We start from the raw sequence: 24,399 nt of genomic DNA, 5'->3' as shown, positions 1-24,399 counted from the left end.
CTGCCAAGCCGCACCCCTCACTTCTGCAGGACCGACAAGTCCTGCTCCGTTCTCGGTACCGACACCATTCCGTGGTCGTTCGGGAGGGTCTGGACGGTGAAGGCGGGGACGCCCCCCTCGGTGGCCGCGAGCGTGCGGGAGCCGTAGACGGGGGCCCCGGAGACGGGTTCGACCGTGAGGGCGTACGTGCCCTTCAGGCCCGCCGGGGCGGGGACGTCGACGTTCTGGGTGGTGCCGGACTTGATCGTGTACGTCTTGGTCACCGGGGCCCCGCCCTCGCTGCCCGCCGACGCCGTCACCTTGACCGTGGCCGTGCCGGTGGGGGCCGTCAGGGCGAGCGTCGTGCCCTTCGCGCTGTTGTCGGCCGAGGTCGCGCGCGTGCCGACGGCGGCCGTGGCCGGGATGAACGCCGTCTCCTTCCTGTCTCCCTTGCCGCGCACCACCTGGAGCGCCGCGACGACCGGAACCGTCTGGTCGGTGGGCGTGAGGACCAGCGAGCCGGCCTCGCCACGCGTGACGTCGCCGAGGTCGACCGCCGTGGACATGCCGGACTTGACGTGCAGGCTCTCGTTCCCGGCGGGGGTGATCAGGCCGTCGGGCGAGGCCAGGCGGATCTTCAGGTCGGCGTCGTCGTCACCGGGGGCGAAGGCGATCAGGCGGACGTCGGTGGCGTCCTTCGGGATGCCCGGCAGGACCTGGCTGCCGGCGGGGTCGGCGGCGGCGGCCAGCCAGTCGCCGCCCACCTTGTCGTCCAGGGCCTGCACGGCCGCGCCGACCCGGCCGCTGCGCACGCTGACGTGCACGGTCAGGTCGGCCTGCCGCTCGTCGGTGAGCGTGGAGAGCAGGATGGGCTCGCTCGCGTGCGGCTTGACGGTGAGGTTCTCGCCCAGCGGGGACTTGATCGCGCCGTCCTTGCCGTACAGCTCGATGTCGACCACGGCGGCCGAGTCGTCGGGGTTGGTCAGGTGGACGTAGTCGGTGCGGCCGGTGGCCGTGCTGGCGCCCGGGAACCAGAACTCGGTGTCCGCGCCGGTGCAGTTGACGCCCAGGAGGCCCCGGCCCGTGCCGGCGGCGACCTCGGTGGTCTCCTGGACGGTCCAGCCGGGCGCGAACCTGCCGTCCGCGGTGCCGATGAGCGCGGGCGCCTCGGCGCCGGAGGTCTCCCCGGTGGCCGGCGTGCCCGGCGCCTTGGGGGTGAGCACCGGCTCGTCGGCCTTCTTGTCGGCGCCCTTGCCGCCCTTGCTCTTCGGGCTGCCGTCCGTGCCGTCGGCCGACTGCCCGCCGGCCGCCTGGAGTTGGGCCTTTCCGTCGCTCCCGGTGCCCTTGGTGACGGGCGTGAACGACGTGTAGGCCGTGTCGGCGATGTCCGACATGCTCGGCGCCGGGCACAGCAGGCTGGTGCGCTCCACGGGCAGCCGGGCAGCCGCCTGGGGGGCGGCGGCGCCGGACGCGGACGGCGAGTCGAGCGCGGCGAACGCGGTGACGGCGGCCAGCGCGGCCGTGCCGGCGATCAGGGACAGGGTGGTGCGGTTCACTGCTGGCTCCCGTCGGGGCGCTGGCTGCCGGTGCCGTGGGGGTGCTGGGCCGGGTCGTAACCCTGCTGAGCCGGGTCATAGCCCTGCTGGGGGTCGTAACCCTGCTGGGAGGGGTCGTAGCCCCGCTGGGAGGCGTCGTACGCCGGGTCGTAGCCCTGCTGGTAGGCCGCCGGGTCGTACGGCATCTGGTCGGCGGTGCCGTGGTAGCCGTACGGGTCGTACGGGGCCGTCTCGTAGGGGTCGGGCTGCTGGTACTGCTGCTGGTCGTAGCCGGTCGCGGGCTGGTACGGGTCCGTGTCGTAACCGCTGTACCCGGCGTTCCCGGCGTTCCCGTACGTGCCCGGGTCCCTCCCCCAGTCTCGGCTTCGCTCGACCGGGGGGACCCCCACGTCGTACGACTGCTGGTGCGGTACGGCGGCCGGGGGCTGCTCGGGCTGCGCAGGCGTGCCGGGCTGCTCCTCGGCGGCGGACTCCTCCGCCTGGGCGCGCAGGCGGCGGGCGCGGCGGCCCTCGCCGGCGGTGGCCTGCGCGGGCAGGGGCTGCTCCTCGGGCAGGTCGTCGTCGACGTCGCGGCGGCGGCCGGGCAGGGCGAGGACGACCAGGACGAGGGCGAGCGCGCCCTGTGCCCAGAGCCAGGCCGTGTGGCCGATCGGGGTGTCGTAGGTGACGTCCAGCCTGCCGCCGGTGGAGGGGAGTTGGAAGCCCTGGGCCCAGCCGTCGACCGTGGTCCTGGTGAGCGGCTTGCCGTCGAGGGTGGCCGTCCAGCCGTCGGCGGCGCTGTCGGCGAGGCGCAGGACGCGGCTGCCGGAGCCGGGCGGGATCGTCGTGTGGACCTCCACCGGCCCCGCCGTGACCGACTGGGCCTTGCCCGAGCCGGAGGCGGGCACGATGGCCGCGCGGCCGACCCCTTGGTCGACGCGCCACAGGGCGCTGCCGTTCTGCTGGCTGAGCCGGCTCAGGCCGGGCGTGGCGTCGAGGACGCGGGTGATGTCGCGGGGGGCGCCCTTGTGGACGAGGACGTAGCGCACGGCGAAGCCGCCGAGTTCGTCGGCCTGGTCGGCGCCGGAGCCGGCGACGAGGTTGGCGACGGTCTTGTCCAGGCGGGCGTTTTCGCCTTCGGCGGCGGCGAGTTCGGCGTCGCCCATGCGGGCGCCGGAGCCGCGGACCAGGGTGTAGCGCACGCGCGCGGTGGAGTCGCTGTCGAGGATCAGGGTGCGGGCCTGGTCGCCGCCGCTGGAGTCCTCGGCGACGAACGCGGGCACCTGGGCGGGGTCGCGGCGCTCCAGCGGGCCGTCGGCGCCGCGGATCATCCAGCCGGCGGCGACGAGCAGCGGGCCGGCGGCTGAGGCGAAGGCGATCAGGGCGGCGACGGGCTGGCGCCAACCGAAGCTCTGCTCGGCCACGCGCGCACGTGCGCCGTCGGCGCCCAGGGCCGCGGCGGCCAGCAGGGCGATGCCGTAGACGAGGGTGGCCGGTCCGGCCCAGGCGGACTTGTTGGACAGGACCGCGAAGACGAGGCCGAGCAGGGCGACGGCCCAGGCGGTGCGGACGCCGAGCTGCCGCTCGGAGCGCAGCAGTGCGGCGAGCGCCGCGAGCACGATGCCGATGAGCATCAGGCCGTGCACGGTGCCGGGGCCGCCGGGCGCGGCGCCGAGCAGGTCGAGCGCGGAGGCGGCCGAGGGGCCGTACTCCAGGCCGGCCTCCCGGAAGAAGCCGGTCGGCAGGAGGGTCAGCGACCAGGGGGCGAGGAGCAGCAGCGGGGTGCCGAGCTGGGCGAGGAAGCGCAGGCCGTGGGCGACGAGGTCGCCGCGGCGCAAGCCCAGTACGCCGAGGCCGAGCAGCAGGGCGATGGGCCAGACGATCGGCGTGAAGGCGGTGGTGACGGTCAGCAGGAGCGCGTACGCCCAGGTGGCGCGCCAGCTTCCGCGCGCGCCGGTGCGGCTTGCCAGGCCGCTGGCGGCGATGCCCGCGCGGGCGATGAGCGGCAGCAGTACGGCGAGGACGGCGGTGCCGATGCGGCCGCCGGCCAGGGCGCCGGTGGTGGCGGGCAGGAAGGCGTAGCCGATCGCCGCCCAGGCGCGCAGCAGCCGGGAGGTGACCAGGGGCCGGGAGGCGAAGTAGGCGGTGAATCCGGCGAGCGGTACCGAGCAGACGAGCAGGACGGTGACGGTGAGTCCGGTGGAGCCGAACAGGATCGAGGCGAGGGTCGCGACGATCGCCAGGTAGGGCGGTGCGGACGGGTCGCCCCCGGCGCCGACCGGATGCCAGGCGTCCAGGTAGCGGGACCACAGGTCGCCGGCGCCGGCCGGGGCGGGCAGCAGGGCGCCGCCGGCGAGGGCACCGCCGGCGAGCAGGGCGCGGCAGGCCACGAGGGAGATGAGCAGCAGCGCGAGGAAGAGCACCGGGCCGGGTCTGCGGGCGATCCGCTTGAGCCGGGCGAACTGCTCGACCTCCAGGAACTCGGCGTCGTCACCGCCGGGCCCGGACTCCACGGCGCCGCCGTGCCGGCCGGCCGAGGCGGTGTCGCTGTCGGTGCCGCTGGTGAAGTTGCCCGCGATCTGCTCCACCGTGGCCCGGATGGTGGCGCCGGGCGGCGGGAAGAGCTGGCGCAGCTCGCCCTTGTCGATCCGGGCGGGGCCGCGGCGGCGCCGGGTGGCGATGATCCGCTCGGGCCGCAGCAGGGTGCTCAGCAGGCCGCGGATCTCGTCGAGGGCCTGGCCGGGGACCTTGCCGACGAGGTAGGCGAGGGTGCGCAGGACGGTGCCGAGGACGAGCCGAAGCAGGACCCAGGGCAGCGCGGCCGTACGGGTGTTGACGAGGAGGGTGTAGACGGCGCCCGCCTTGTCGACCTTGTGCGGGGAGGCGGTGGTGCGGCCCGCGCAGTCGACCGTGCGGCGTTCGCGGGAGGCGGCCTCGGCGTGCCGGACGACGGCGTCGGGGGCGACCAGCACGCGGTGGCCGGCCGTGTGGGCGCGCCAGCACAGGTCGACGTCGTCGCGCATGAGGGGCAGCCGGCGGTCGAAGCCGCCGAGCTGTTCGAAGACGTCGCGGCGGACGAGCATGCCGGCGGTGGAGACGGACAGCACGGTGCGGACGTGGTCGTGCTGCCCCTGGTCCTGTTCGCGGCGGTCCAGGCCGGTCCAGCGGCGGCCGGAGTTGGCGATGGAGACGCCGACCTCCAGCAACTGGCGGCGGTCGTACCAGCCGCGCAGCTTGGGGCCGACGACCGCGACGTCGTCGCGGCCGAGTTCCAGTTCGTTCTCGACGACCCGCAACAGCTGGGCGAGGGCGTCGGGTTCGGGGGCGCAGTCGTCGTGCAGCAGCCACAACCACTGGATGGGCTCGCCGTGCGGCAGTTCGGGCAGGTCGTAGGCGTCGTCGCGCCAGGTGCGCGTGACGGGGTCCCAGCCGCTGGGGCGCTTGAGGTACGGCAGGTCGTCCGGGGTGAGGACGGGCGCGGTGCGGCTCGCCTCCTCGACGGCCTGGCCGAAGCCGGTACGACGGGCCAGGTGCAGCACGTTGGCGTCGCCGAGGGCGTCGGTGAGCAGCTGGGCGGAGTCGTCCGCGCTGCCGGTGTCGGCGGCCACCGCGTACTGGACGGGGCGCTCCTGGCCGAGCAGCCCGGTGAGCGCGTCGGGCAGCCAGCGGGCGCCGTCGTGCGAGACGAGGACCGCGGTCACCACATGACGCGGAAACTCGGGCGGGCGGGCTGGGTCGAACGCTGCTGTGGCGGTGCCGCTTCGGGCTGCCGTATGGCTGTGCACGGACATCGAGGTACGGGCCCCGGTTCGATGGACTGCGGTGGACGCCTGTGCCTCCCCGTGCGTCGAGCGGATCGAGTGCGTCGAGGGGACAGCGGGGCGTCTCGGACGAGCGACCACACTATCGGCTGGCCATGACGACGGCCCGCCGCCTGTGGATAACCCACTGGCGACGGGCCGTTCGCGACGTTGGAGGCCGGCCGTACGGTCACACGGCGGCCTTCTTCAGGCGGCGGCGTTCCCGCTCGGACAGGCCGCCCCAGATGCCGAAGCGCTCGTCGTTGGCGAGGGCGTATTCGAGGCACTCGGAGCGGACCTCGCAGGCGAGGCAGACCTTCTTGGCCTCTCTGGTGGAGCCGCCCTTCTCGGGGAAGAAGGACTCGGGGTCTGTCTGGGCGCACAGCGCGCGCTCCTGCCAGCCGAGTTCCTCGTCCGCGTCGTCGACCAGCAGTTGCTGCACCAGCTCGGTCATGTGCGCCCCTCGTCTGTCTTTCGCGTCCCCGTGCGTAGCCGTTACCGATTTCGGCTGAACGACACGAGTGAAATTACAAGTGTGCTGCTCCGGGCGAGTCAAGCCGAGATCTGCTATTGGGTCCGTTATTCACTCTGCGGAACCAAGGCCGTGCGGAAAGTGTTCAAATCGCCATAAACCTTGACACACAGACGGGCCCCACGGGGCGGCCACCACCTCGTACAGATCTCTGTACGGAGAAAGACGCCTCCGTGTTCGATCCCGTTCCGCGAGGCTCGAGCGCTCGGATGTGCCCCATGTGTCCCGACCCCCCGGCGAGCAAACCTTTCACCTTTCAGATGAACCGGATGAGGTGAAACACATCCCACATACCGGGCGTCGAGTTGACAGCGCGGGTGTGAACCGATGTCCTAGTGGGCATGCTCGCGAACTTGGCACGCACCTCGACCCGCACCGCCGGGTCCCTCGGTGCCGCCCGCGCGCGCTGTAGCTGTTGTTGCTGTTCCAGCTGTTGAGCCACGTCGCTCCGGCTGTCCCCGAGCCCATCCCGGCTCGGCCGCGTCTCCACGCTCCGTGATCCCTCATCCAGGGCACCCCGCCCGCCCGTGACCCGGGCGGACCGTACGCGTCACCCAGCACCACATCCCGGCTCCAGCCCCCCACTCTTCACCGAGGACCACCGAACCCCGATGAACAGCGACAACGACCTCCAGATCGCCGGCGACATCCTCGAAGTCCCGCACCTGCTCCAGCCGCCGCGCGAGCACCCGGCCACCGTCGCCGAGTTCGCGGGCCTGGCCCGCTCGATCGCCGCCGACCGCGCCCAGTGGGCGCACCTCGTCCGCTACGACGCCACCACCCGCTGGTACCACCGGCTGCGCACCGGACCCGGTTACGAGGTGTGGCTGTTGTCCTGGGTGCCCGGGCAGGGTAGCGGACGGCACGACCACGGGCGCTCGTCCGGTGTCCTCACCGTCCTGGAGGGCACCCTCACCGAGCGCACCGAGCGCGGCACGCGCGCGCTGGCGGCGGGGGCGCAGCGGGTGTTCGCGCCGGGCTACGTCCACGAGGTCGTCAACGACGCGCTGGAACCGGCGGTCAGCCTGCACGTGTACCACCCCGGACTGACCGAGATGCCCATGCACACCTCCCCCCACTGCGAGGCGCACGGCGAGGCGCGCCCGGTGACTGCCTGACGCGTTGTCGGACCGGCCTGCGAGACTTGGTCGCATGCGCATTGTGGTTCTGGCAGGCGGCATCGGCGGTGCCCGTTTCCTGCGCGGTCTGAAGCGGGCCGCGCCGGAAGCGGACGTCACGGTCATCGGCAACACCGGCGACGACATCCACCTCTTCGGGCTCAAGGTCTGCCCGGACCTGGACACGGTGATGTACACGCTGGGCGGCGGCATCAACGAGGAGCAGGGCTGGGGGCGGACGGACGAGACCTTCCACCTCAAAGAGGAACTGGCGGCCTACGGCGTCGGCCCGGACTGGTTCGGGCTCGGCGACCGGGACTTCGCCACGCACATCGTGCGGACGCAGATGCTGAGCGCCGGCTATCCGCTGAGCGCGGTCACCGAGGCGCTGTGCGACCGCTGGAAGCCGGGCGTGAGACTGATCCCGATGACGGACGACCGCGTCGAGACGCACGTGGCCGTGGAACTGGACGGGGAGCGCAAGGCGATCCACTTCCAGGAGTACTGGGTGAGGCTACGGGCCTCCGTCCCGGCCGAGGCGGTCGTCCCCGTCGGCGCCGAGCAGGCCAAGCCGGCCCCCGGCGTGCTGGAGGCCATCGCCGAGGCGGACGTGATCCTCTTCCCGCCGTCCAACCCGGTCGTGTCCATCGGCACGATCCTCGCCGTGCCCGGCATCCGTGAGGCCATCGCCGAGGCGGGCGTGCCCGTGGTCGGCCTGTCCCCGATCGTCGGGGACGCGCCCGTGCGCGGCATGGCCGACAAGGTGCTGGCCGCCGTCGGGGTGGAGTCCACGGCGGCGGCGGTCGCCGAGCACTACGGCTCCGGGCTGCTGGACGGCTGGCTGGTCGACACGGTGGACGCGGGCGCGGTCGAGCGGGTCGAGGCGGACGGCATCCGCTGCCGGGCCGTACCGCTGATGATGACCGACGTGGACGCGGCCGCGCAGATGGCACGGGAGGCGCTGGCGCTGGCCGAGGAGGTGCGGGGGGCGTGAGCGACACGGCGTCCGCCGGGGCCGGGCGGCCCGGGTACCGGGTCTGGGCCCTGTCCGGCATCCCCGAGGTGCAGCCGGGCGACGACCTCGCGAAGCTGATCGCCGCGACCGAGCCGGGTCTGGCCGACGGCGATGTGCTGATCGTCACTTCCAAGATCGTCTCCAAGGCCGAGGGCCGGGTCGTGCGGGCGGACGACCGGGAGGCCGCGATCGACGCCGAGACGGTCCGGGTCGTGGCCCGGCGCGGCCCGCTGCGCATCGTGGAGAACCGGCAGGGCCTGGTCATGGCCGCCGCCGGGGTCGACGCCTCCAACACCCCCGCCGGGACCGTGCTGCTGCTGCCCGAGGATCCGGACGCGTCCGCGCGCGCGATCCGGGCCGGCCTGCGTGCCGCCCTCGGCGTCGACGTCGGCGTCGTCGTCAGTGACACGTTCGGGCGGCCCTGGCGCGCGGGGCTCACCGATGTCGCGATCGGCGCCGCCGGAGTGCGCGTGCTGGACGATCTGCGCGGGGGCGCGGACGTGTACGGCAATCCGCTGAGCGCGACCGTCGTCGCCACGGCGGACGAGCTGGCGGCCGCCGGTGACCTGGTCAAGGGCAAGGCGGCGGGCCTGCCCGTGGCCGTGGTGCGCGGACTGCCCCACACCGTGGCCGACGAGCACGGGGAGGGGGCCCGGGCCCTGGTGCGTACCGCGCGGGACGACATGTTCCGGCTCGGCACCTCCGAGGCCGTGCGGGAGGCCGTGACCCAGCGCCGCACCGTGCGGGCGTTCACCGACGAGCCGGTGGACCCCGGCGCGGTCCGGCGCGCGGTGGCCGCCGCCGTCACCGCGCCCGCCCCGCACCACACCACGCCGTGGCGGTTCGTGCTGCTGGAGTCGGAGGAGTCGCGGGTACGGCTGCTCGACGCGATGCGGGACGCCTGGATCGAGGACCTGCGCCGGGACGGCAAGAGCGAGGAGTCCATCGCGAAGCGGATCCGGCGCGGTGATGTCCTGCGCAACGCGCCGTACCTGGTCGTGCCGTGCCTCGTCATGGACGGCTCGCACACCTACGGCGACGCCCGGCGGGACGGTGCGGAGCGGGAGATGTTCGTCGTCGCGATGGGCGCGGGCGTGCAGAACCTGCTGGTGGCGCTGGCCGGGGAGCGGCTGGGCTCGGCGTGGGTGTCGTCCACGATGTTCTGCCGGGACGTGGTGCGCGAGGTGCTTCGGCTGCCGGCGGACTGGGATCCGATGGGCGCGGTGGCGGTCGGTCACCCGGCTCAGGAGCCGAGACCGCGGCCGGAGCGGGACGCGGGGGCGTTCGTGGAGGTGCGGTGAGCTCGGCGCGGGGCTCGGTCCGCCCCGAGGCGGCTCCTTGGGCGCGTCGAACGCCTACTCTCGTAGGCGGCACCGGCAAGGCACGGCACTCCTGAGATCCATAAGGACTCCTTCGTGGCAGGACGTTTCCCCCAGCGGCCCACGCGTACGACCGTGCGCGGCGGGCATGTCGCCGTGCCGGCGGGGGCCGCCGCCGGGATACCACGGCAGGCGTCGGCGCCCGCGCGGGTACGGCGGTGGGTGCCGGACGGGCCGCTGGACCTCGGGCTGACCCTCGGACCGCTCCGGCGCGGGCCGGCCGACCCGACGTTCCGGGCCACGGCGGACGGGTCCGTGTGGCGGGCCTGCCGTACGCCCGCCGGGCCGGGCACGCTGCGGGTGCGGGCCTACGGCGGTGAGGTGCTCAGCGAGGCGTGGGGACCGGGTGCCGCGTGGCTGCTGGAACAGTTGCCGGAGCTGCTCGGTGCCGGTGACGATCCGGGGGCGTTCGTGCCGCGGCACCGGGTGGTCGCGCTGGCGCGGCACCGGCGGCCGGGGCTGCGGCTGACCCGGACCGGGCTGGTGCTGGAGTCGCTGATCCCGTCCGTGCTGGAGCAGAAGGTCACCACCGACGAGGCGTACCGGGCGTGGCGGCTGCTCGTCCGCAGGTTCGGGGAGCCGGCGCCGGGCCCCGCGGGGGTCGGCGAACGGCCGATGTGGGTGATGCCGGCGCCACGGACCTGGGCGCTGATTCCGTCCTGGGAGTGGCACCGCGCCGGGGTCGACGACAAGCGGGCGTCCACGATTCTGCGGGCCGTGCGGGTCGCCGCGCGGCTGGAGCAGGCCGTGGGGATGCCGGCGGGTGAGGCTCGGGCGCGGTTGGAGGTCGTGCCGGGGGTGGGGCCGTGGACGTCGGCGGAAGTCGTGCAGCGCAGTCACGGGGCGGCGGACGCGGTGACCGTCGGGGACCTGCATCTGCCGGGGATCGTGGGGTGGGCGCTGGCGGGGGACCGTGACGCCGACGACGCGGAGATGCTGCGCTTGCTCGAGCCGTATGCCGGGCAGCGGCACCGGGCGGCTCGGTTGATCCTGCTGAGCGGGCACGTACCGGCGCGGCGGAAGCCGAAGATGCGGCGGGTGGACATCGGGTTGCTGTGACCCGCGGTTCGCTGCGCCGGGCCGGCGCCGGGCTGGGCGGCGGTCTCGCTCACCGGCACCGGCCGGGTGCGGGGGCTGCCGCCGGCCCCGGGTGGGTGTCGCTCCCCGGCACCGGCGGTGGCCGCTGCGCCCACCCGTGCCGCCCCAGCGGCACGACTGCCCGCAGCTGAACGGGTGCGACCCCCGCTGCCGGGTGGGCACCGCGCCGACGGCACGACTGCCCGCGGCTGTGTCGGCTGGACTGCTCCGCCTACGCGAGTTGCACGGCCGTAGAGGCGAACGGCACTGCGCGGCCGACGGTGCCGCGGTTCCCCAGGGGCGAGGGAACCGCGCTGGTGAGCCGCTGCGGGCCGCGGACGGCATCCGGCGGGCGAGACCGTGGCGGGCCGACGCTGTCCCCCGCCCGGACCCTGGCCGTGGGGGCCGAGGGCGGAGCCCCCGGGCGGTGGGCGCGGCTCCGGGGGCCCTGCTACTGGTCGGAAGAGAAACGCACCGCTCCCGCCGGGATGCGGGCATCGCACCACACCCGCGCGCCCTCGCGGAGTTCGTTGTCGGCGCCCACGACCGCGCCGTCGCCGATGACCGTCCCGGTGAGGACGGAGCGTTCGCCGACGCGGGCGCGGGTGCCGATGAGGGAGTCGGTGATGACGGCGCCGGGTTCGATGACGGCGCCCGGCAGGATCGTGGAGCCGAAGATCCGCGCGCCCTGCGCCACGAAGGCGCCCTCGCCCACCACCGTGCCGCCCGTCAGCTTGGCGTCGGGCGCCACCGTGGCCGTCGGCAGCACGAGCTGGTCGCCGCAGCGGCCGGGGACCGCGGGGGACGGGGCCCGGCCCAGGACCAGGTCGGCCGAGCCGCGGACGAAGGCGGCCGGGGTGCCGAGGTCCAGCCAGTAGGTGGAGTCGACCATGCCCTGCAGGTGCGCGCCGGCCGCCAGGAGGCCGGGGAAGGTCTCGCGTTCCACGGACACCGGACGGCCTGCCGGGATGGTGTCGATGACCGAGCGGCGGAAGACGTACGCCCCCGCGTTGATCTGGTCGGTGACGATCTCCTCCGGCGTCTGCGGCTTCTCCAGGAAGGCCAGGACGCGGCCGGTCTCGTCCGTGGGCACGAGGCCGTAGGCACGCGGGTCCGTCACCTGCGTCAGGTGCAGCGAGACGTCCGCGCCCGTCGACTCGTGGGTGTCCACGAGGGCCGTGATGTCCAGCCCCGTCAGGATGTCCCCGTTGAAGATCAGCACCGGGTCGTCGGGACCGGAGTGCAGACGGGCGGCGACGTTGCGGATGGCCCCGCCCGTGCCGAGCGGCTCCTCCTCCGTGACGTACTCGATGTGCAGGCCCAGCGCGGCACCGTCGCCGAAGTACGGCTCGAAGACCTCGGCCAGATAGCTCGTGGCGAGGACGATGTGCTCGACGCCCGCCGCGCGCGCCCGCGCGAGCTGGTGGGTGAGGAACGGCACCCCGGCGGCCGGGACCATCGGCTTGGGTGTGTGCACCGTGAGCGGCCGCAGCCGGGTGCCTTTGCCGCCGACCAGGAGGATCGCTTCTGTCACCTGTCGTCTCTGCTTCCTGCCGGGACCGGCCGAACTACTCGTCACACTCGTTTCGGCCGGTCAGTGTATGCAGACCGTGCGACGACGCCTTCGCTGGCCGCGCGGTGTCCCGCGAGATCGGCGTGCGGTTTCCCCCGGCCGCCCCCGCCCCGGCCCCCCGTCCGGGACCGTCCGCTCCCCCGAGCCCCCCACCCGTCCCCCGACGGCGACGCACGCGGGCCCCGGCCTCAGCGCCCCTGGTAGCTCGCCGCGCTGGAGCGGGCCGTGCCGAGCTTGGCGTAGAGCCGCTTGCCGGGGCACTCGGTGGCGAACCCGTCCCGATGGCCGGAGATCACGTTCAGTCGTACGTTCTTCCCCTTGGGGTAGAGATTGCCACCGCCCGACGTGAGATATGTCTTTCCGTTGGGATTGACCCCATAGAGCCCGAGCTTCCACGCGGTGAGCCGGGCGATGGCCGTCACCGCGGCGCTCGGCGGCTTGGCGGCGCTGTACGTGCCGATCACGGCGATGCCCATGCTGTTGGTGTTGAACCCGAGGGTGTGCGCGCCGAGCACCGCCTTGGCGGCGCCCCCGGCCCGGCCCTCGTAGAGGGTTCCGCACTTGTCGACGAGGAAGTTGTAGCCGATGTCCCGCCAGCCCATGCTCTTCACGTGGTAGCGGTAGATACCGCGGATGACGGAGGGGGCCTGGGCGCAGGTGTAGGCGTTGCCCGTGGCGGTGTGGTGGACGAAGGCCGCCTTGATCTTCTTCGTGTAGACGAACCCGCGCTCGCGCAGGGACTCGTCCGCGCCCCAGCCCCGGCGCGTGACGATCCGCGGGCGCGGCCCGATGTACGGCTTCCCCCGCACCGGTCCCTGGAGACGGGTCAGCTCCTGCTCGGTGGCCGACCGGTCCAGTTCCGGGATCGCGGTGGCACCGAACGCGGTGATGTCGGCGTTGGCGGCCGAGGCGGCCAGGGCGGCCTCCGTGTCGAGGGCGGTGCGGGGCGGGTCGTCGCCGGGCGGGTTCCCGGGCAGCCCCTCACCGGTCACCCCGCTCTGCCCCGCGCTCTCCCCGCCCCCGGGGTCCACCAGCTCCAGCCGCAGTCCCGGCGGCAGCGACGCCCCCGGCCTTCCGGCCCGCTTCCCGGAAGGGAGCCCGGTGCCGTGCCCGCCGCCCGCACCCGCCGCCCGCACCCGCACCTCCACACCGTCGGAGTCCCCCACCCACAGCGGCGCCGTCGCGCCGCGCACCCGCCGGGACGAGCCCTCCGCCGTGTCCGGGTCGGCGCCGTGGTCGGCGTTGTGCGTCTCGACGTCCTGCCAGCCGGACCACTGTCCGGTCGCGGCGGACCGGGTGCGCACCCGCACCCGTCCGCGCAGTTCGGTGTCCGGGTCGTCCCAGACCACGCCGACCAGCGAGAACCGGTCGACGCCGGCGCGGTACAGCCCCTGCTCCGGGACCCCGCCGAGGTTCCGCTCCCGGGAGAGCGGGGCGAGCGGCAGCGACCGGGTGCTGCCCGGGATCGCGCCGCCCTGGACCGGGACGGTCGCGGCGGTGGCGGGTGCGGCGGTCGCGGGCGGGGCGGGAGCGAGCGCGAGGGCCGTGGCGAGGGTGAGGCCGAGCGAACAGACGGCGAGCGGGGAGACGCCAGGACATGAGGTGAGCAATCCACGCATGTACCTGATCTTGAACAAAACACTACATATCTGTCCATCCATGAACTGACGGCCTGTCGGCAAACGTTCCGCCGAACCGGTGGCCCCACCGTCCGCCGCGCGCGCTCGCCCGCGCGTACCCTGTCCCGGGTGAACGCCACCGATCGCACCCCTGCCGACCTGCTGACTTCCGCGCTCGCCGCGGATCCCGGCCGCCCGCTGGTGACCTTCTACGACGACGCCACGGGCGAACGCGTCGAACTGTCCGTGGCCACCTTCGCCAATTGGGTGGCCAAGACCGCCAACCTCCTCCAGGGCGACCTGGCCGCCGGGCCCGGCGACCGGGTCGCGCTGCTGCTGCCCGCGCACTGGCAGACGGCGGTGTGGCTGCTGGCCTGTTCGTCGGTGGGTGCGGTCGCGGACGTCGCCGGGGACCCGGCGGCGGCCGACGTCGTCGTGAGCGGGCCGGACTCGCTCGACGCGGCGCGCGCCTGCACCGGTGAGCGAGTGGCGCTGGCGCTGCGGCCGTTGGGCGGACGCTTCCCGCAGACTCCGGCCGGGTTCGTCGACTACGCCGTGGAAGTCCCGGGTCAGGGAGACCGGTTCGTCCCGTTCGCTCCGGTGGACCCGCAGGAGCCGGCGCTCATCGTCGCCGGGCGGGAGTTCAGCGGGGCCGAGGTCGTCGAGCGGGCCGCTTCCGAAGCGGGGGCGCTCGGGCTCACGGGTCCCGGCTCCCGGTTGCTGTCGGGGCTGCCGTACGACACCTGGGAGGGGCTGAGCGCGGGGTTGTTCTCGCCGCTGGCCGTCGGGGGGTCCGTGGTGCTGTGCCGGAACCTGGAGCGGCTGGACGAGGATGCGCTCGCCAAGCGGGTGGAGAGCGAGAGGGTGACCGCGGTACGGCGGTGAGGCCGCCCGCGCGGTGCGGGTGCCTCGTGGCTCGTCGCGCGGTTCCCCGCGCCCCTCAGGCCGTCGTCCCCCGATCGGAGTAGCAAAGGGCGCCTCCCCCTCCCCTCCCCGCCATCGTCGTAAGTGCAGGACGTGACGCTCGTACGCCATGAGGGGATGGCCTCACCGTGACCGACACCGCAGGCGAGCCCGTCGGTCCCGCGGGGGCCTCCGCGACCGGGGACGGGCTGATACGGCGCCGGCGGCGGCGGTGGGGACGGAACTCCGCGCTGGGAGCGGCCGTACTCCTCGTCGTGGCCGCCGGTGCCGGGTGGGCCGTCTACGCCCGGCTCAGTGCCAACATCACCGCCGACGAGGCCGCGGCCGCCGAACTGGCGCGGTTCGAGCGGGAGCGGCCCACCGCGCTGGTGCGGGACGCGCAGAACATCCTGCTGATCGGGTCCGACACGCGCGCCGGGGACGACAACGGCAAGTACGGGAAGGACGTCGGCACCGAGCGGTCGGACACGACGATCCTGCTGCACCTGGCCGCCGACCGGCACAGCGCCACCGCCGTCTCGCTGCCCCGGGACCTGATGGTGGACATCCCGAGCTGCGGGCAGAAGGACGGCAGGCGCAGCGATCCGGTGTTCGCGATGTTCAACCACGCCTTCCAGGTGGGCGGTTCGGCGTGCACCATACGGACCGTCGAGAAGCTGACCGGGATCCGGATCGATCACCACATGGTCCTGGACTTCAGCGGGTTCAAGGAGATGGTGGACGCCGTCGACGGCGTGGAGGTGTGCCTCAAGGAGCCCGTGGACGACAAGGCGGCGAAGCTGAAACTGCCCGCGGGGAAGGTCACGCTCGACGGGGAGCAGGCACTCGGGTTCGTGCGGGCCCGCAAGTCGCTGGGCAACGGCAGCGACACCGAGCGGATGGAGCGGCAGCAGCGGTTCCTCGGCGCGCTCGTCAGCAAGGTGCGGAGCGATGACGTCCTGCTGAACCCGGTGAAGCTGTATCCGGTGCTGGACGCGGCGACCTCCTCGCTGACCACCGATCCGGAACTGGCAAGTCTGCGCGGTTTGTACCAGTTGGTGCGTGGGCTGCGTGAGATCCCCACCGAACGCGTGCAGTTCCTGACGGTGCCCAGGGAGTCGTACGTCTACGACGCCAACCGTGACCAACTCGTGGAGCCGGAGGCCGAGAGGCTGTTCGCCCGGCTGCGGGCCGATCAGCCGGTGGTGGTGACCCAGGAGAATTCACAGGAAGTTCCCGGGCAGGACACAGGTTCGGGCGCGGCGGACGACCCCTCCCCCGCCCCGACGTTCCGCGGGAGGACCGCCGCCGAACAGACCTGTGAGTGAGCCGCGCACCGGGGTGGTGAACCGTCGTTCAGAAAATCCGTTCAGAAAATGAGGGGGATTGCCCGGTTGTAGGCATGTCGAATTTGTCACCAGCGTCGCTCGACGCTGAACTGGGCGGATAGTGTGAGCGATCCGGTGCACCTGGCCGCGAGGTCCGACGGGCTTTGTCGGGGCCGTGCACTGTTTCACCGAGACCCGAGCGCCTTGGAGGGGAGAGGCGCCGCGTGGCCCCGACGGAGGATTCGGACAACCGTGGACGCGCAAGGCCGTGGGCGGGCGGACAACATCGACCCCGCAGACCAGTGGGTACTCAATCCGAACACCGGCGAATACGAACTGCGACTGGGTCCTACCACAGCGCAGTCGCCGGTCCCGGGACCGCGCAGACCGTCCCCCCGGGACGGCGGTGACGCGGCAGGCGGTCGTGCGCGGCAGACGGCCGGGCAGACCCGGCAGACGCCCCGGGCCCGCGGCACCGAGGTGCCGGCGCCGCGCTCGGCCCGGCGCCGGGGCGGTGAGCCGGAGGCGCCGCAGGGCAGGCGCGCCTCCCGGCGGCCGGTGAAGAAGAAGTCGACGGCGAAGAAGGTGCTGCTGTGGACCGGCGGGTCCATGGCCTTCGTTCTGGTCGCCGTGTCGGCCGCCGGCTACCTCTACATCAAGCACCTGAACGACAACATCACGTCCGTGTCGGACGACGGCGCCAGCACCGGCGGCTTCCGCAAGGACGAGGCGATCAACATCCTGCTGATCGGCACGGACAAGCGCACCGGCGCGGGCAACGAGGGCTACGGCGACTCGGGCAGCGTCGGGCACGCCGACACCACGATCCTGCTGCACGTCTCCAAGGACCGCTCCAACGCGACCGCGCTGAGCATCCCGCGCGACCTGATCGTGGACGTCCCGGACTGCCCGACCGAGCAGGAGGACGGCACCAAGAAGGTCATCCCGGGCTCGCAGGGCGTGCGCTTCAACACGAGCCTCGGGCAGGACGACCGTACGCCGAGCTGCACCATGCGCACGGTCACCGAGCTGACCGGGATCAAGCCGGACGACTTCATGGTCGCCGACTTCAACGCGGTCAAGACGCTGACCGAGGCGGTCGACGGGGTCGACGTGTGCCTGGCCAAGGACATCGACGACCCGAAGTCGCACCTGAAGCTGTCCAGGGGCACGCACAAGATCTCCGGCGAGCAGGCGCTGGCGTTCGTGCGCACCCGGCACTCCGTCGGCTTCGGCGGTGACCTGAGCCGGATCGGGCTCCAGCAGCAGTTCCTGGGCGCGCTGATGCGCAAGCTGAAGGGCAACGACACGCTCACCAGCCCGACGAAGATGGTGAAGCTGGCGGAGGCGGCCACCGACGCGCTCACCGTCGACGACAAGCTCAAGAGCATCGGCAAGCTGAAGGACCTGGGTCTGGAGCTGGGCAAGCTCAACCCGAAGAACCTGACCTTCACCACGGTGCCGGTCGTGGACAACCCGGCGGAGAAGGTGCACGCCACGGTCGTGCTCAACGACGCGAAGGCCCCGGCGGTCTTCGACGCCATCAGGAACGACGTCTCCTTCACCGACGTGAAGAAGAAGGAGAAGGCGGCGAAGGACGCGCAGGCCGCCCGGCTCAAGGGCACCAAGGCGCCCGCCTCCGAGGTGCGGGTGCGCATCCTCAACGGCGGGGCCCAGGCCGGCAGCGCCCAGGCGGTGCTCAACTGGCTCCAGAACGACGAGGGCGTGACCAAGTCGGAGAACGCGGGCAACGCGCCCGCCCAACTGAGCAAGACCACGCTGGAGTACGCGCCCGACCAGGCGGCCCAGGCACGCCGGCTCGCCGCGATCATGGGCCTGTCCGGGGCCGCGCTGAAACCGGGCGAGAGCGTGACCAACTCCCAGGGGCTGCCGGCGATGACGCTGACCCTGGGCAAGGACTTCAAGGGAGCGGGGGTCTCCCTCACGGCGCCGACGAAGGCACCGGACGTCGACAAGTCCACGGCAGACAAGGTGAAGTGCGCCTCGTAGGTAACCCTATGGGCCCGTCAAGCGTCTAACCGGACGCGGGACGGGCCCGTTGCTTGGCGCAAGGGTGGGGAGGGCAGGGAGTTTGGCGCAGAGCGAGGTGCGCGGGGAGGCTCCGGCGGTCGAGGACATGACGTCGCTCGCGCCGAAGAACTCGGAAGCGCCGGTGCGTTCCGGCCGGCACGGCGGACGCGGCGGCGGACGGCGGGCGGGTGGTCCGAAAACCGACCGGCGGCGGCGCAGACGGCGCGTGCTGCGCTGGTCGGCGACCCTGCTGGCGGTGGTGATACTCGGCACCGCGGGTGCCGGATATCTCTACTACCAGCATCTCAACGGCAACATCCAGAAGGGCAAGCGGGCCAACGGCGACGACTCCAAGGCGCACAAGACCCGCCCGAACGCGGCCGGCCAGACCCCGCTGAACATCCTGCTGATCGGCTCCGACAGCCGGAACTCCAAGGAGAACCTGAAGCTCGGCGGCAGCAGGGACCACGTAGGCGACCCGCCGCTCGGCGACGTGCAGATGCTCATCCACCTCTCGGCGGACCGTAAGAGCGCCGCCATGGTGAGCATCCCGCGGGACACCCGGGTGAACATCCCCAAGTGCACGGACCCCAAGACCGGCCATGTGTACCCGGCGACGAACGACATCATCAACGTCAGCCTGGCCCGGGGCGGGGCCGGCTGCACCCTGCTCACCTGGGAGAACCTCACCGGGGTCTACATCGACCACTGGATGACGATCGACTTCGCGGGCGTGGTGCGGATGGCGGACGCGATCGGGGGTGTCGAGGTGTGCGTCAACCAGAATGTCTGGGACCACTCGACACCCAGTCAGCGCGGCGGTTCCGGCCTGAAGCTGACGAGGGGCTCGCACAAGGTGAAGGGTGAGAAGGCACTTCAGTGGCTGCGCACCCGGCACGCCTGGGGCAGCGACCTGATGCGGGCCCGCGCCCAGCACATGTACCTGAACTCGATGGTCCGCACGCTGAAGCAGCAGAACGTGTTCACCGACACGGGCCGGCTGATGGACCTGGCCGAGGCGGCCACCAAGTCCCTGAAGGTCTCCGAGGAGATCGGCACGGTCAAGAAGCTGTACGACCTGGGCATGGAGATGAAGTCGGTGCCGACCGACCGCATCACCAGCCTGACGATGCCCAACATCCCGGACCCGAACGACCCGGACAACCACGTCGTACCGGACGACGACAAGGCCGGCCAGCTGTGGCGGATGCTCCAGGACGACGTGGCGCTCGACAAGAACGGCGGGGAGTCCGGGAAGAAGGACACGGGCAAGGCCACGCCGGCCAAGAAGCCCTCGCTCGACGCGGGCCGGCTCGGGGTGCTGGTGCAGAACGCCACCCGGACCGACACCGAGGCCGCGGTGCAGCAGCGGGCGTCGGCGATCGGCCAGGTGCTCGTGCAGAAGGGCTACGCGCGGGCGCAGGCCGACCTCTCGGGGAGCCAGGCCGAGGACAAGACGGTCGTGCGGTACCCGAGCGCGGACCTGGAGGGCGACGCCCAGGCGGTGGCCAAGGCGCTGGGCATCCCGCTGAGTTCGGTCAAGAAGTCGACCGACGTGTCGGGGGTCACCGTCGTCGTCGGCGCGGACTGGCGCTCGGGCAGCAGCTACCCCAAGCAGTCCGCGCCGAAGGCGGGCGACCTGCCCGAGGGCACCGACGCCGTCAACGCCTCGGACAAGGGGGACTGCATGGACGTGTACAAGCCCTACCAGTGGTCGTGACGCCCCGGCACACGGGGGAGGGGCCCCTTCCGCGCACGGGAGGGGCCCTTCGGGTGTCCGTCAGGCGGCGGCGTCCACGACCGCGGGCCGCCGGGAGGCGATGACCCTCTTCGCCAGGGACTTCGGGCTGGTCAAAAAGCCCCAGCCCCACGACATGTGCATGGTGGCCAGGGCCACCGGGATCTGCAGCCGGGCCTTCAGCGGCAGCCCCTTGCCGGCCGGGACGGACCCCGCGACGATCGCGGCCAGGTAGCCGCCGGGGACCACGAAGCCCCACGGGGTCAGCACCGCGCCGACGACCAGGCCCGCGGCCATCGCGCACACCGCCGTCGGCGGCGCCAGGTAGCGCAGGTTGATCGAGCCGGAGTGGTAGCGGGCGACGACGTGCCGCCAGCGGCCGTAGTCCTTGTACTGCTTGGCCAGAGCCCGCACCGACGGCCGCGGCCGGTACGACACCTTCAGCTCGGGCGAGAACCAGATGAGCCCGCCCGCCTCGCGGATGCGGAAGTTCAGCTCCCAGTCCTGGGCGCGGATGAACTCCTCGTTGTAACCGCCCTGCTGCTCCAGCGCCTCGCGCCGGAAGACGCCGAGGTAGACCGTCTCGGCGGGGCCGGCCTGGCCGCCGGTGTGGAACGCCGCGTTGCCGACGCCTATCTTCGAGGTCATCGCGGCGGCCACCGCGTGCTCCCAGTCGGTCTCCCCCTCGGCGTGCATGATGCCGCCGACGTTCTGCGCGCCGGTCTCCTCCAGGAGCCGCACGGCGGTCGCGATGTAGTTCGGCGAGAGCATGCCGTGGCCGTCGACGCGGACCACGATCGGGTGCCGGGACGCCTTGATCGCCGCGTTGAGCGCGGCAGGGGTGCGGCCGGTCGGGTTCGGGACGGTGTGCACGCGCGGGTCTTCGGCGACCAGCTCGGCGGCGATCTCGTCCGTGCGGTCCGTGGACGGACCGAGGGCGATCACGACCTCCATCTCGCCGGCGTACTCCTGCGCGAGGATCGCTTGGACGGCCCCGCGCAGATGCCGCTCCTCGTCGAGGACAGGCATGATCACGGACACTGCGGGGAGCCGCACGTCGGGCTTGGCGTTCATAGGGGCCTCACGTTACCGCGAACGGGGGATACGGATGCGCGCCGCCGGGCCTGCGACGCGGGCTGGAGATCGTATCGGCCTACTGTGCTCACGGATCCCACGTACGGCCTCGTCCGGAGGTGTCCCCCTTGCCCAGCCCGCCCCGGTCCCCCTCCTCCACCGCCAGAAGCACGGGAGGGGCCCCCAGCCCGCAGCGCCGCCCGCGGCCGCCCCGCCGGGTGCCGCGCCCGCCCGAGCGGCACGTGCGGTCCGTCCGGCCGCCGCGGCGGCCCCGCTGGGCCATGCGGGCGGTCACCACGCTGTCGGTCGTGGTGCTCGCCTCCGCAGGGATCGGGCACGCGGTGGTCGCGAGCCTCGACGCGGGCATCGCCCGGATCGACGCCTTCAAGGACATGAAGAACCGGCCCCGGGCCGGGCACGGCATGAACGTCCTGCTGGTCGGCACCGACGGCCGCGACAAGCTCAGCGAGCGGGACCGGCGGGCCTACCGGCTGGGCGGGGCACCCTGTCACTGCACCGACACCATGATGATCGTGCACATCGCGGAGGACCGGGAGCGGGCCACCGTGGTGAGCCTGCCGCGCGACTCCTACGCCGAGATGCCCGCGCACGTCGACCAGAACACCGGGCAGCGGCACGGCCCCCACCCGGTCAGGCTCAACGCGGCCTACGCCGAGGGCGGCCCCCAGCTCACCATCCGCACGGTCGAGAGCATGACCCACGTGAAGATCGACCACTACCTGGAGGTCGACTTCACCAGCTTCATGAAGACCGTGGACGTGCTCGGCGGGGTCAAGGTGTGCACACCGACGCCGCTGAAGGACGCGTACACCGGGCTCGACCTCGCACCCGGCACGTACACCCTCCGGGGCGGGCAGGCGCTGCAGTACGTACGGGCCCGGCACGTCGACGGGGCCAGCGACCTGGGCCGGATGAAGCGGCAGCAGCGGTTCCTGGCCGCGCTGCTGGACAAGGCGACCTCCTCCGGGGTGCTGCTGAACCCGATGCGGTTCCGGGACGTGACCCGGGCGGTGCTCGGCTCGGTCCGTGCCGACGCCGGCTTCGGCACCGACGAGCTGCTCGACCTCGGCCGGGCGATGCGGGACTTCTCGCCGTCCTCGTCGGAGTTCACCACCGTCCCGATCGGACGGATGGACTACCCGGTCAAGGGCATCGGCTCGACCCTGAAGTGGGACCCGGCCAAGTCGGAGCAACTGTTCCGGGCGCTGCGTGACGACAAGCCGCTCGCCGGGGAGCAGCCGCGCCGTGACCCGGCGCGGACCCCGGTGCCGGTGGAGGTGTCCCCGGACACGATCCGGGTCCAGGTGGCGAACGGCAGCGGCACGGTGGGGCTGGCCAAGCGGGTCGACGCGGCGCTCGCCGCGACCGGCTTCGCCACCACCCGCCGGCCGGTGACCGCGCCCGCCCGGGTGGCGCGCACGGTCGTCTTCTACGACCCCCGCTGGGACCGCTCCGCCCGCTCCCTGGCCGCGGCCCTGCCGGGCAGCGAACTGCGGGCCGTGCCGGGCCAGGGACCGCTGCTGAAGGTGACGGCCGGCACGGAGTTCAAGAACGTGCGGAAGGTACGGTTCGACGACCCGGCGCAGCCGGAGCAGAGCGTCGTACGGGGCAACGAGGTGACGTGCTGAGGCCGTCTCCTCAGTCCGCGAAGCCTTCCGCCGCCCGCTGCTCCCGCAGTTCGCGGATCGCCCGGCGGCGGGCCAGGCGGTGGGTGCGGCGGATCTGGGCCTCCTGGTAGCGGCGGCGGTCGCGGTCGGTCTCCGGTATCACCGGCGGCACCCGGCGCGGCTTGCCGTCGGCGTCGACGGCCGCGAAGACCAGGTAGGCCGAGCCGACCTGGGTGGCCGGGTCCGACTCGTTCCAGCGCTCGGCGAGGACCCGCACGCCGATCTCCATCGAGGTCCGGCCGGTCCAGTTCACCTGTGCCTTGACGTGGACCAGGTCACCGACGCGGACCGGCTCCAGGAACGCCATCTCGTCCATGGACGCGGTGACGGCGGGACCGCCGGAGTGCCGGCCGGCCACGGCGCCCGCCGCGTCGTCGACGAGCTTCATGATCACGCCACCGTGCACGGTCCCCAGCAGGTTGGTGTCGTTGTGGGTCATGATGTGGCTGAGGGTGGTGCGCGAGGCGGACGTGGGCTTGCCCGGGATGTCCGGTTCCATCGCCGGATCCGTGTCCGTGACCTGGTCTGTCATGCCCCCTACCTTATGCCGAAGCCTCATTCGCGGAATTTGTGTCGGCTTGGCAACAGCACCGCCCTGATTTTCCTACATCCCTTGTCGAGCACATAGCAGCGCCCTGCACACTGGGGCGCATGAATGACTGGCCCGAGGGATGGTCCGACGACAACCGCGGCCCGCGCTACGGACGCGGCAGTGCCGGCGCACAGCCGGAGGGGGCCCGCGTGATGCGTCAGGTGCAGCGCGGCCCGGCGGTACCGCCCGGACCGCGCTCGGCGTACGGCGACCCCGGCCCGGCGGCGCCGCCGTACGGAGCCGGTGTGCCGCGGCAGCCGTCGTACGTCGACGGCCAGGGGCACGAGGACGGCGCCGGTTACGGCGACTGCGACAGCGGCTACAACACCGGCCAGGTCTACGGCGGCTCCGGCGGCCGGGGTCCGGGCGGTACGGCGGGCGCGCCCACCCGGGCGCCGCGCCCCGCGCCGAACTGGCGGCGCCGGATCAAGTGGACGGCGATCACGCTGGCCACCGTGCTGGTCGTCACCTCGATCGCGACCTACTTCTGGGCCGACTCCAAGCTGCGCCGCGAGGTCGACCTGTCGAAGGTCATCGACCGGCCGGAGGGCGGCGACGGCACGAACTACCTGATCGTCGGCTCGGACAGCCGTGAGGGCATGTCCAAGGAGGACGAGAAGAAGCTGCACACCGGCGGCGCCGAGGGCAAGCGCACGGACTCGATGATGATCCTGCACGTCGGCGACAACGGCGACACGCTGATCTCGCTGCCGCGCGACTCGGACGTGGTGGTCCCGTCGTACCAGGGCTCGACGTCCGGGAAGACCTACCCGGCGCAGGGGCGGCACGCGAAGCTGAACGCCACCTACGCCGAGGACGGGCCGACGCTGCTGGTCCGCGCGATCGAGGCCAACACCGGCCTGCGCATCGACCACTACGTGGAGATCGGATTCCAGGGGTTCGCGAGCATCGTGGACGCGGTGGGCGGCGTCGAGATCGACATCGACAAGGGCTTCAAGGACAAGTGGTCCGGTGCCGACTTCAAGGCCGGCAAGCAGACCCTGAACGGCCAGCAGGCGCTCGCCTTCGTCCGTACCCGGCACGCGTTCGCCGCGTCCGACCTCCAGCGCACCAAGAACCAGCAGAAGTTCCTGGCCGCCCTGGCCCACCAGGTGGCCACCCCGTCGACGGTCCTCAACCCGTTCAAGCTCTACCCGACCATGGGCGCGGGCCTGGACTCCCTGATCGTCGACAAGGACATGTCGCTGTGGGACCTGGCCTCGATGTTCTGGGCGATGAAGGGCGTCAACAGCGGTGACGGCACCTCGATGAACATGCCGATCTCCGGCTCCGTGGGCGGCAACCTCGTCTGGGACAAGGCCAAGGTGAAGACCCTGGTGAACGAGCTGAACAACGACGAGAAGGTCACCGTCTCCGGCAACTGACGGCGTCACGCACCGGTCCGAGGGCACCCCGCG

At 72.7% G+C, this 24,399-nt stretch carries 17 protein-coding genes; 10 read left to right on the top strand and 7 right to left on the bottom strand.

Annotated features, from left to right (window positions below):
- Positions 1 to 17: 17 nt before the first annotated feature.
- The 3 genes from OO52_RS10825 to OO52_RS10815 all read right to left on the bottom strand — a co-directional run bounded on the left by OO52_RS10825 (position 18) and on the right by OO52_RS10815 (position 5,768).
- Positions 18 to 1,535 (bottom strand): DUF5719 family protein, encoded by a 1,518-nt coding sequence (locus OO52_RS10825; protein WP_030658209.1) that lies wholly within the window; start codon positions 1,533 to 1,535, stop codon positions 18 to 20.
- A complete protein-coding gene (locus OO52_RS10820; RefSeq protein ID WP_106971966.1) occupies positions 1,532 to 5,305 on the bottom strand; it encodes a glycosyltransferase family 2 protein in 3,774 nt (1,257 codons plus the stop codon). Before OO52_RS10820 ends, OO52_RS10825 begins: the two co-directional genes overlap by 4 nt.
- 199 nt (positions 5,306 to 5,504) lie before the next feature.
- A complete protein-coding gene (locus tag OO52_RS10815; protein ID WP_003975777.1) occupies positions 5,505 to 5,768 on the bottom strand; it encodes a WhiB family transcriptional regulator in 264 nt (87 codons plus the stop codon).
- Between the two features lie 689 nt (positions 5,769 to 6,457).
- Between OO52_RS10815 and OO52_RS10805 the strand changes: the two genes are divergently transcribed.
- The 4 genes from OO52_RS10805 to OO52_RS10790 all read left to right on the top strand — a co-directional run bounded on the left by OO52_RS10805 (position 6,458) and on the right by OO52_RS10790 (position 10,417).
- Positions 6,458 to 6,964 (top strand): cysteine dioxygenase, encoded by a 507-nt coding sequence (locus OO52_RS10805; protein WP_030658205.1) that lies wholly within the window; start codon positions 6,458 to 6,460, stop codon positions 6,962 to 6,964.
- 34 nt (positions 6,965 to 6,998) lie between these two features.
- The gene (gene cofD, locus OO52_RS10800; protein ID WP_030658203.1) at positions 6,999 to 7,958 is read left to right on the top strand and encodes a 2-phospho-L-lactate transferase; all 960 of its coding nucleotides are present in this window, start codon (positions 6,999 to 7,001) and stop codon (positions 7,956 to 7,958) included.
- On the top strand, positions 7,955 to 9,280 hold the full coding sequence (locus OO52_RS10795; RefSeq protein WP_030658201.1) for a coenzyme F420-0:L-glutamate ligase: 1,326 nt from the start codon (positions 7,955 to 7,957) through the stop codon (positions 9,278 to 9,280). The genes cofD and OO52_RS10795 overlap by 4 nt, the downstream gene beginning before the upstream one ends.
- A gap of 114 nt (positions 9,281 to 9,394) precedes the next feature.
- A complete protein-coding gene (locus OO52_RS10790) occupies positions 9,395 to 10,417 on the top strand; it encodes a DNA-3-methyladenine glycosylase family protein (protein WP_199819905.1) in 1,023 nt (340 codons plus the stop codon).
- 469 nt (positions 10,418 to 10,886) lie between these two features.
- Here OO52_RS10790 and OO52_RS10785 read toward each other — a convergent pair whose 3' ends face one another.
- Both OO52_RS10785 and OO52_RS10780 read right to left on the bottom strand, forming a co-directional pair.
- Positions 10,887 to 11,969: a nucleotidyltransferase family protein gene (locus OO52_RS10785; protein WP_030658196.1), complete on the bottom strand. Its 1,083-nt coding sequence runs from the start codon at positions 11,967 to 11,969 to the stop codon at positions 10,887 to 10,889.
- 227 nt (positions 11,970 to 12,196) lie between these two features.
- Positions 12,197 to 13,627 carry a peptidoglycan recognition protein family protein gene (locus tag OO52_RS10780; RefSeq protein ID WP_030653118.1) on the bottom strand — a complete coding sequence of 477 codons (1,431 nt, stop codon included), beginning with the start codon at positions 13,625 to 13,627 and terminating at the stop codon, positions 12,197 to 12,199.
- A gap of 129 nt (positions 13,628 to 13,756) precedes the next feature.
- Here OO52_RS10780 and OO52_RS10775 point away from each other — a divergent pair, with 129 nt between their 5' ends.
- The 4 genes from OO52_RS10775 (at position 13,757) to OO52_RS10760 (ending at position 19,609) form a co-directional block, all read left to right on the top strand.
- Positions 13,757 to 14,512: a TIGR03089 family protein gene (locus OO52_RS10775; RefSeq protein WP_030653123.1), complete on the top strand. Its 756-nt coding sequence runs from the start codon at positions 13,757 to 13,759 to the stop codon at positions 14,510 to 14,512.
- Between the two features lie 167 nt (positions 14,513 to 14,679).
- Positions 14,680 to 15,858 (top strand): LCP family protein, encoded by a 1,179-nt coding sequence (locus OO52_RS10770; protein WP_030653125.1) that lies wholly within the window; start codon positions 14,680 to 14,682, stop codon positions 15,856 to 15,858.
- 252 nt (positions 15,859 to 16,110) lie between these two features.
- On the top strand, positions 16,111 to 17,868 hold the full coding sequence (locus tag OO52_RS10765; RefSeq protein ID WP_030653129.1) for an LCP family protein: 1,758 nt from the start codon (positions 16,111 to 16,113) through the stop codon (positions 17,866 to 17,868).
- Positions 17,869 to 17,950: 82 nt separating this feature from the next.
- Positions 17,951 to 19,609, top strand: a complete 1,659-nt coding sequence (locus OO52_RS10760; RefSeq protein ID WP_030653132.1) for an LCP family protein — start codon at positions 17,951 to 17,953, stop codon at positions 19,607 to 19,609.
- Between the two features lie 60 nt (positions 19,610 to 19,669).
- Here OO52_RS10760 and OO52_RS10755 read toward each other — a convergent pair whose 3' ends face one another.
- The gene (locus tag OO52_RS10755; protein ID WP_030653135.1) at positions 19,670 to 20,701 is read right to left on the bottom strand and encodes a glycosyltransferase family 2 protein; all 1,032 of its coding nucleotides are present in this window, start codon (positions 20,699 to 20,701) and stop codon (positions 19,670 to 19,672) included.
- 281 nt (positions 20,702 to 20,982) lie between these two features.
- Between OO52_RS10755 and OO52_RS10750 the strand changes: the two genes are divergently transcribed.
- Complete coding sequence (locus OO52_RS10750; RefSeq protein WP_030653139.1) at positions 20,983 to 22,350, top strand: LCP family protein; 1,368 nt, start codon at positions 20,983 to 20,985, stop codon at positions 22,348 to 22,350.
- 10 nt (positions 22,351 to 22,360) lie between these two features.
- On the opposite strand, the gene OO52_RS10745 is transcribed toward OO52_RS10750, so the two are convergent.
- Positions 22,361 to 22,921 carry an acyl-CoA thioesterase gene (locus tag OO52_RS10745; protein WP_030653142.1) on the bottom strand — a complete coding sequence of 187 codons (561 nt, stop codon included), beginning with the start codon at positions 22,919 to 22,921 and terminating at the stop codon, positions 22,361 to 22,363.
- Positions 22,922 to 23,040: 119 nt separating this feature from the next.
- On the opposite strand from OO52_RS10745, the gene OO52_RS10740 reads away from it, so the two are divergent.
- Positions 23,041 to 24,366 (top strand): LCP family protein, encoded by a 1,326-nt coding sequence (locus OO52_RS10740; protein WP_030653145.1) that lies wholly within the window; start codon positions 23,041 to 23,043, stop codon positions 24,364 to 24,366.
- The last annotated feature ends 33 nt before the right edge of the window (positions 24,367 to 24,399 follow it).

Source organism: Streptomyces flaveolus, assembly GCF_000716535.1.
Classification (GTDB): Bacteria; Actinomycetota; Actinomycetes; order Streptomycetales; family Streptomycetaceae; genus Streptomyces; species Streptomyces flaveolus_A.
This window is presented reverse-complemented; position numbering and strand designations above follow the sequence as displayed.

Coding starts and splice junctions, on each gene's coding strand:
- OO52_RS10820 (WP_106971966.1), bottom strand. CDS start 5,305: ATGTCCGTGCACAGCCATACGGCAGCCCGAAGCGGCACCGCCACAGCA.
- OO52_RS10815 (WP_003975777.1), bottom strand. CDS start 5,768: ATGACCGAGCTGGTGCAGCAACTGCTGGTCGACGACGCGGACGAGGAA.
- OO52_RS10805 (WP_030658205.1), top strand. CDS start 6,458: ATGAACAGCGACAACGACCTCCAGATCGCCGGCGACATCCTCGAAGTC.
- cofD (WP_030658203.1), top strand. CDS start 6,999: ATGCGCATTGTGGTTCTGGCAGGCGGCATCGGCGGTGCCCGTTTCCTG.
- OO52_RS10780 (WP_030653118.1), bottom strand. CDS start 13,627: ATGCGTGGATTGCTCACCTCATGTCCTGGCGTCTCCCCGCTCGCCGTC.
- OO52_RS10755 (WP_030653135.1), bottom strand. CDS start 20,701: ATGAACGCCAAGCCCGACGTGCGGCTCCCCGCAGTGTCCGTGATCATG.
- OO52_RS10750 (WP_030653139.1), top strand. CDS start 20,983: ATGCGGGCGGTCACCACGCTGTCGGTCGTGGTGCTCGCCTCCGCAGGG.
- OO52_RS10745 (WP_030653142.1), bottom strand. CDS start 22,921: ATGACAGACCAGGTCACGGACACGGATCCGGCGATGGAACCGGACATC.
- OO52_RS10740 (WP_030653145.1), top strand. CDS start 23,041: ATGAATGACTGGCCCGAGGGATGGTCCGACGACAACCGCGGCCCGCGC.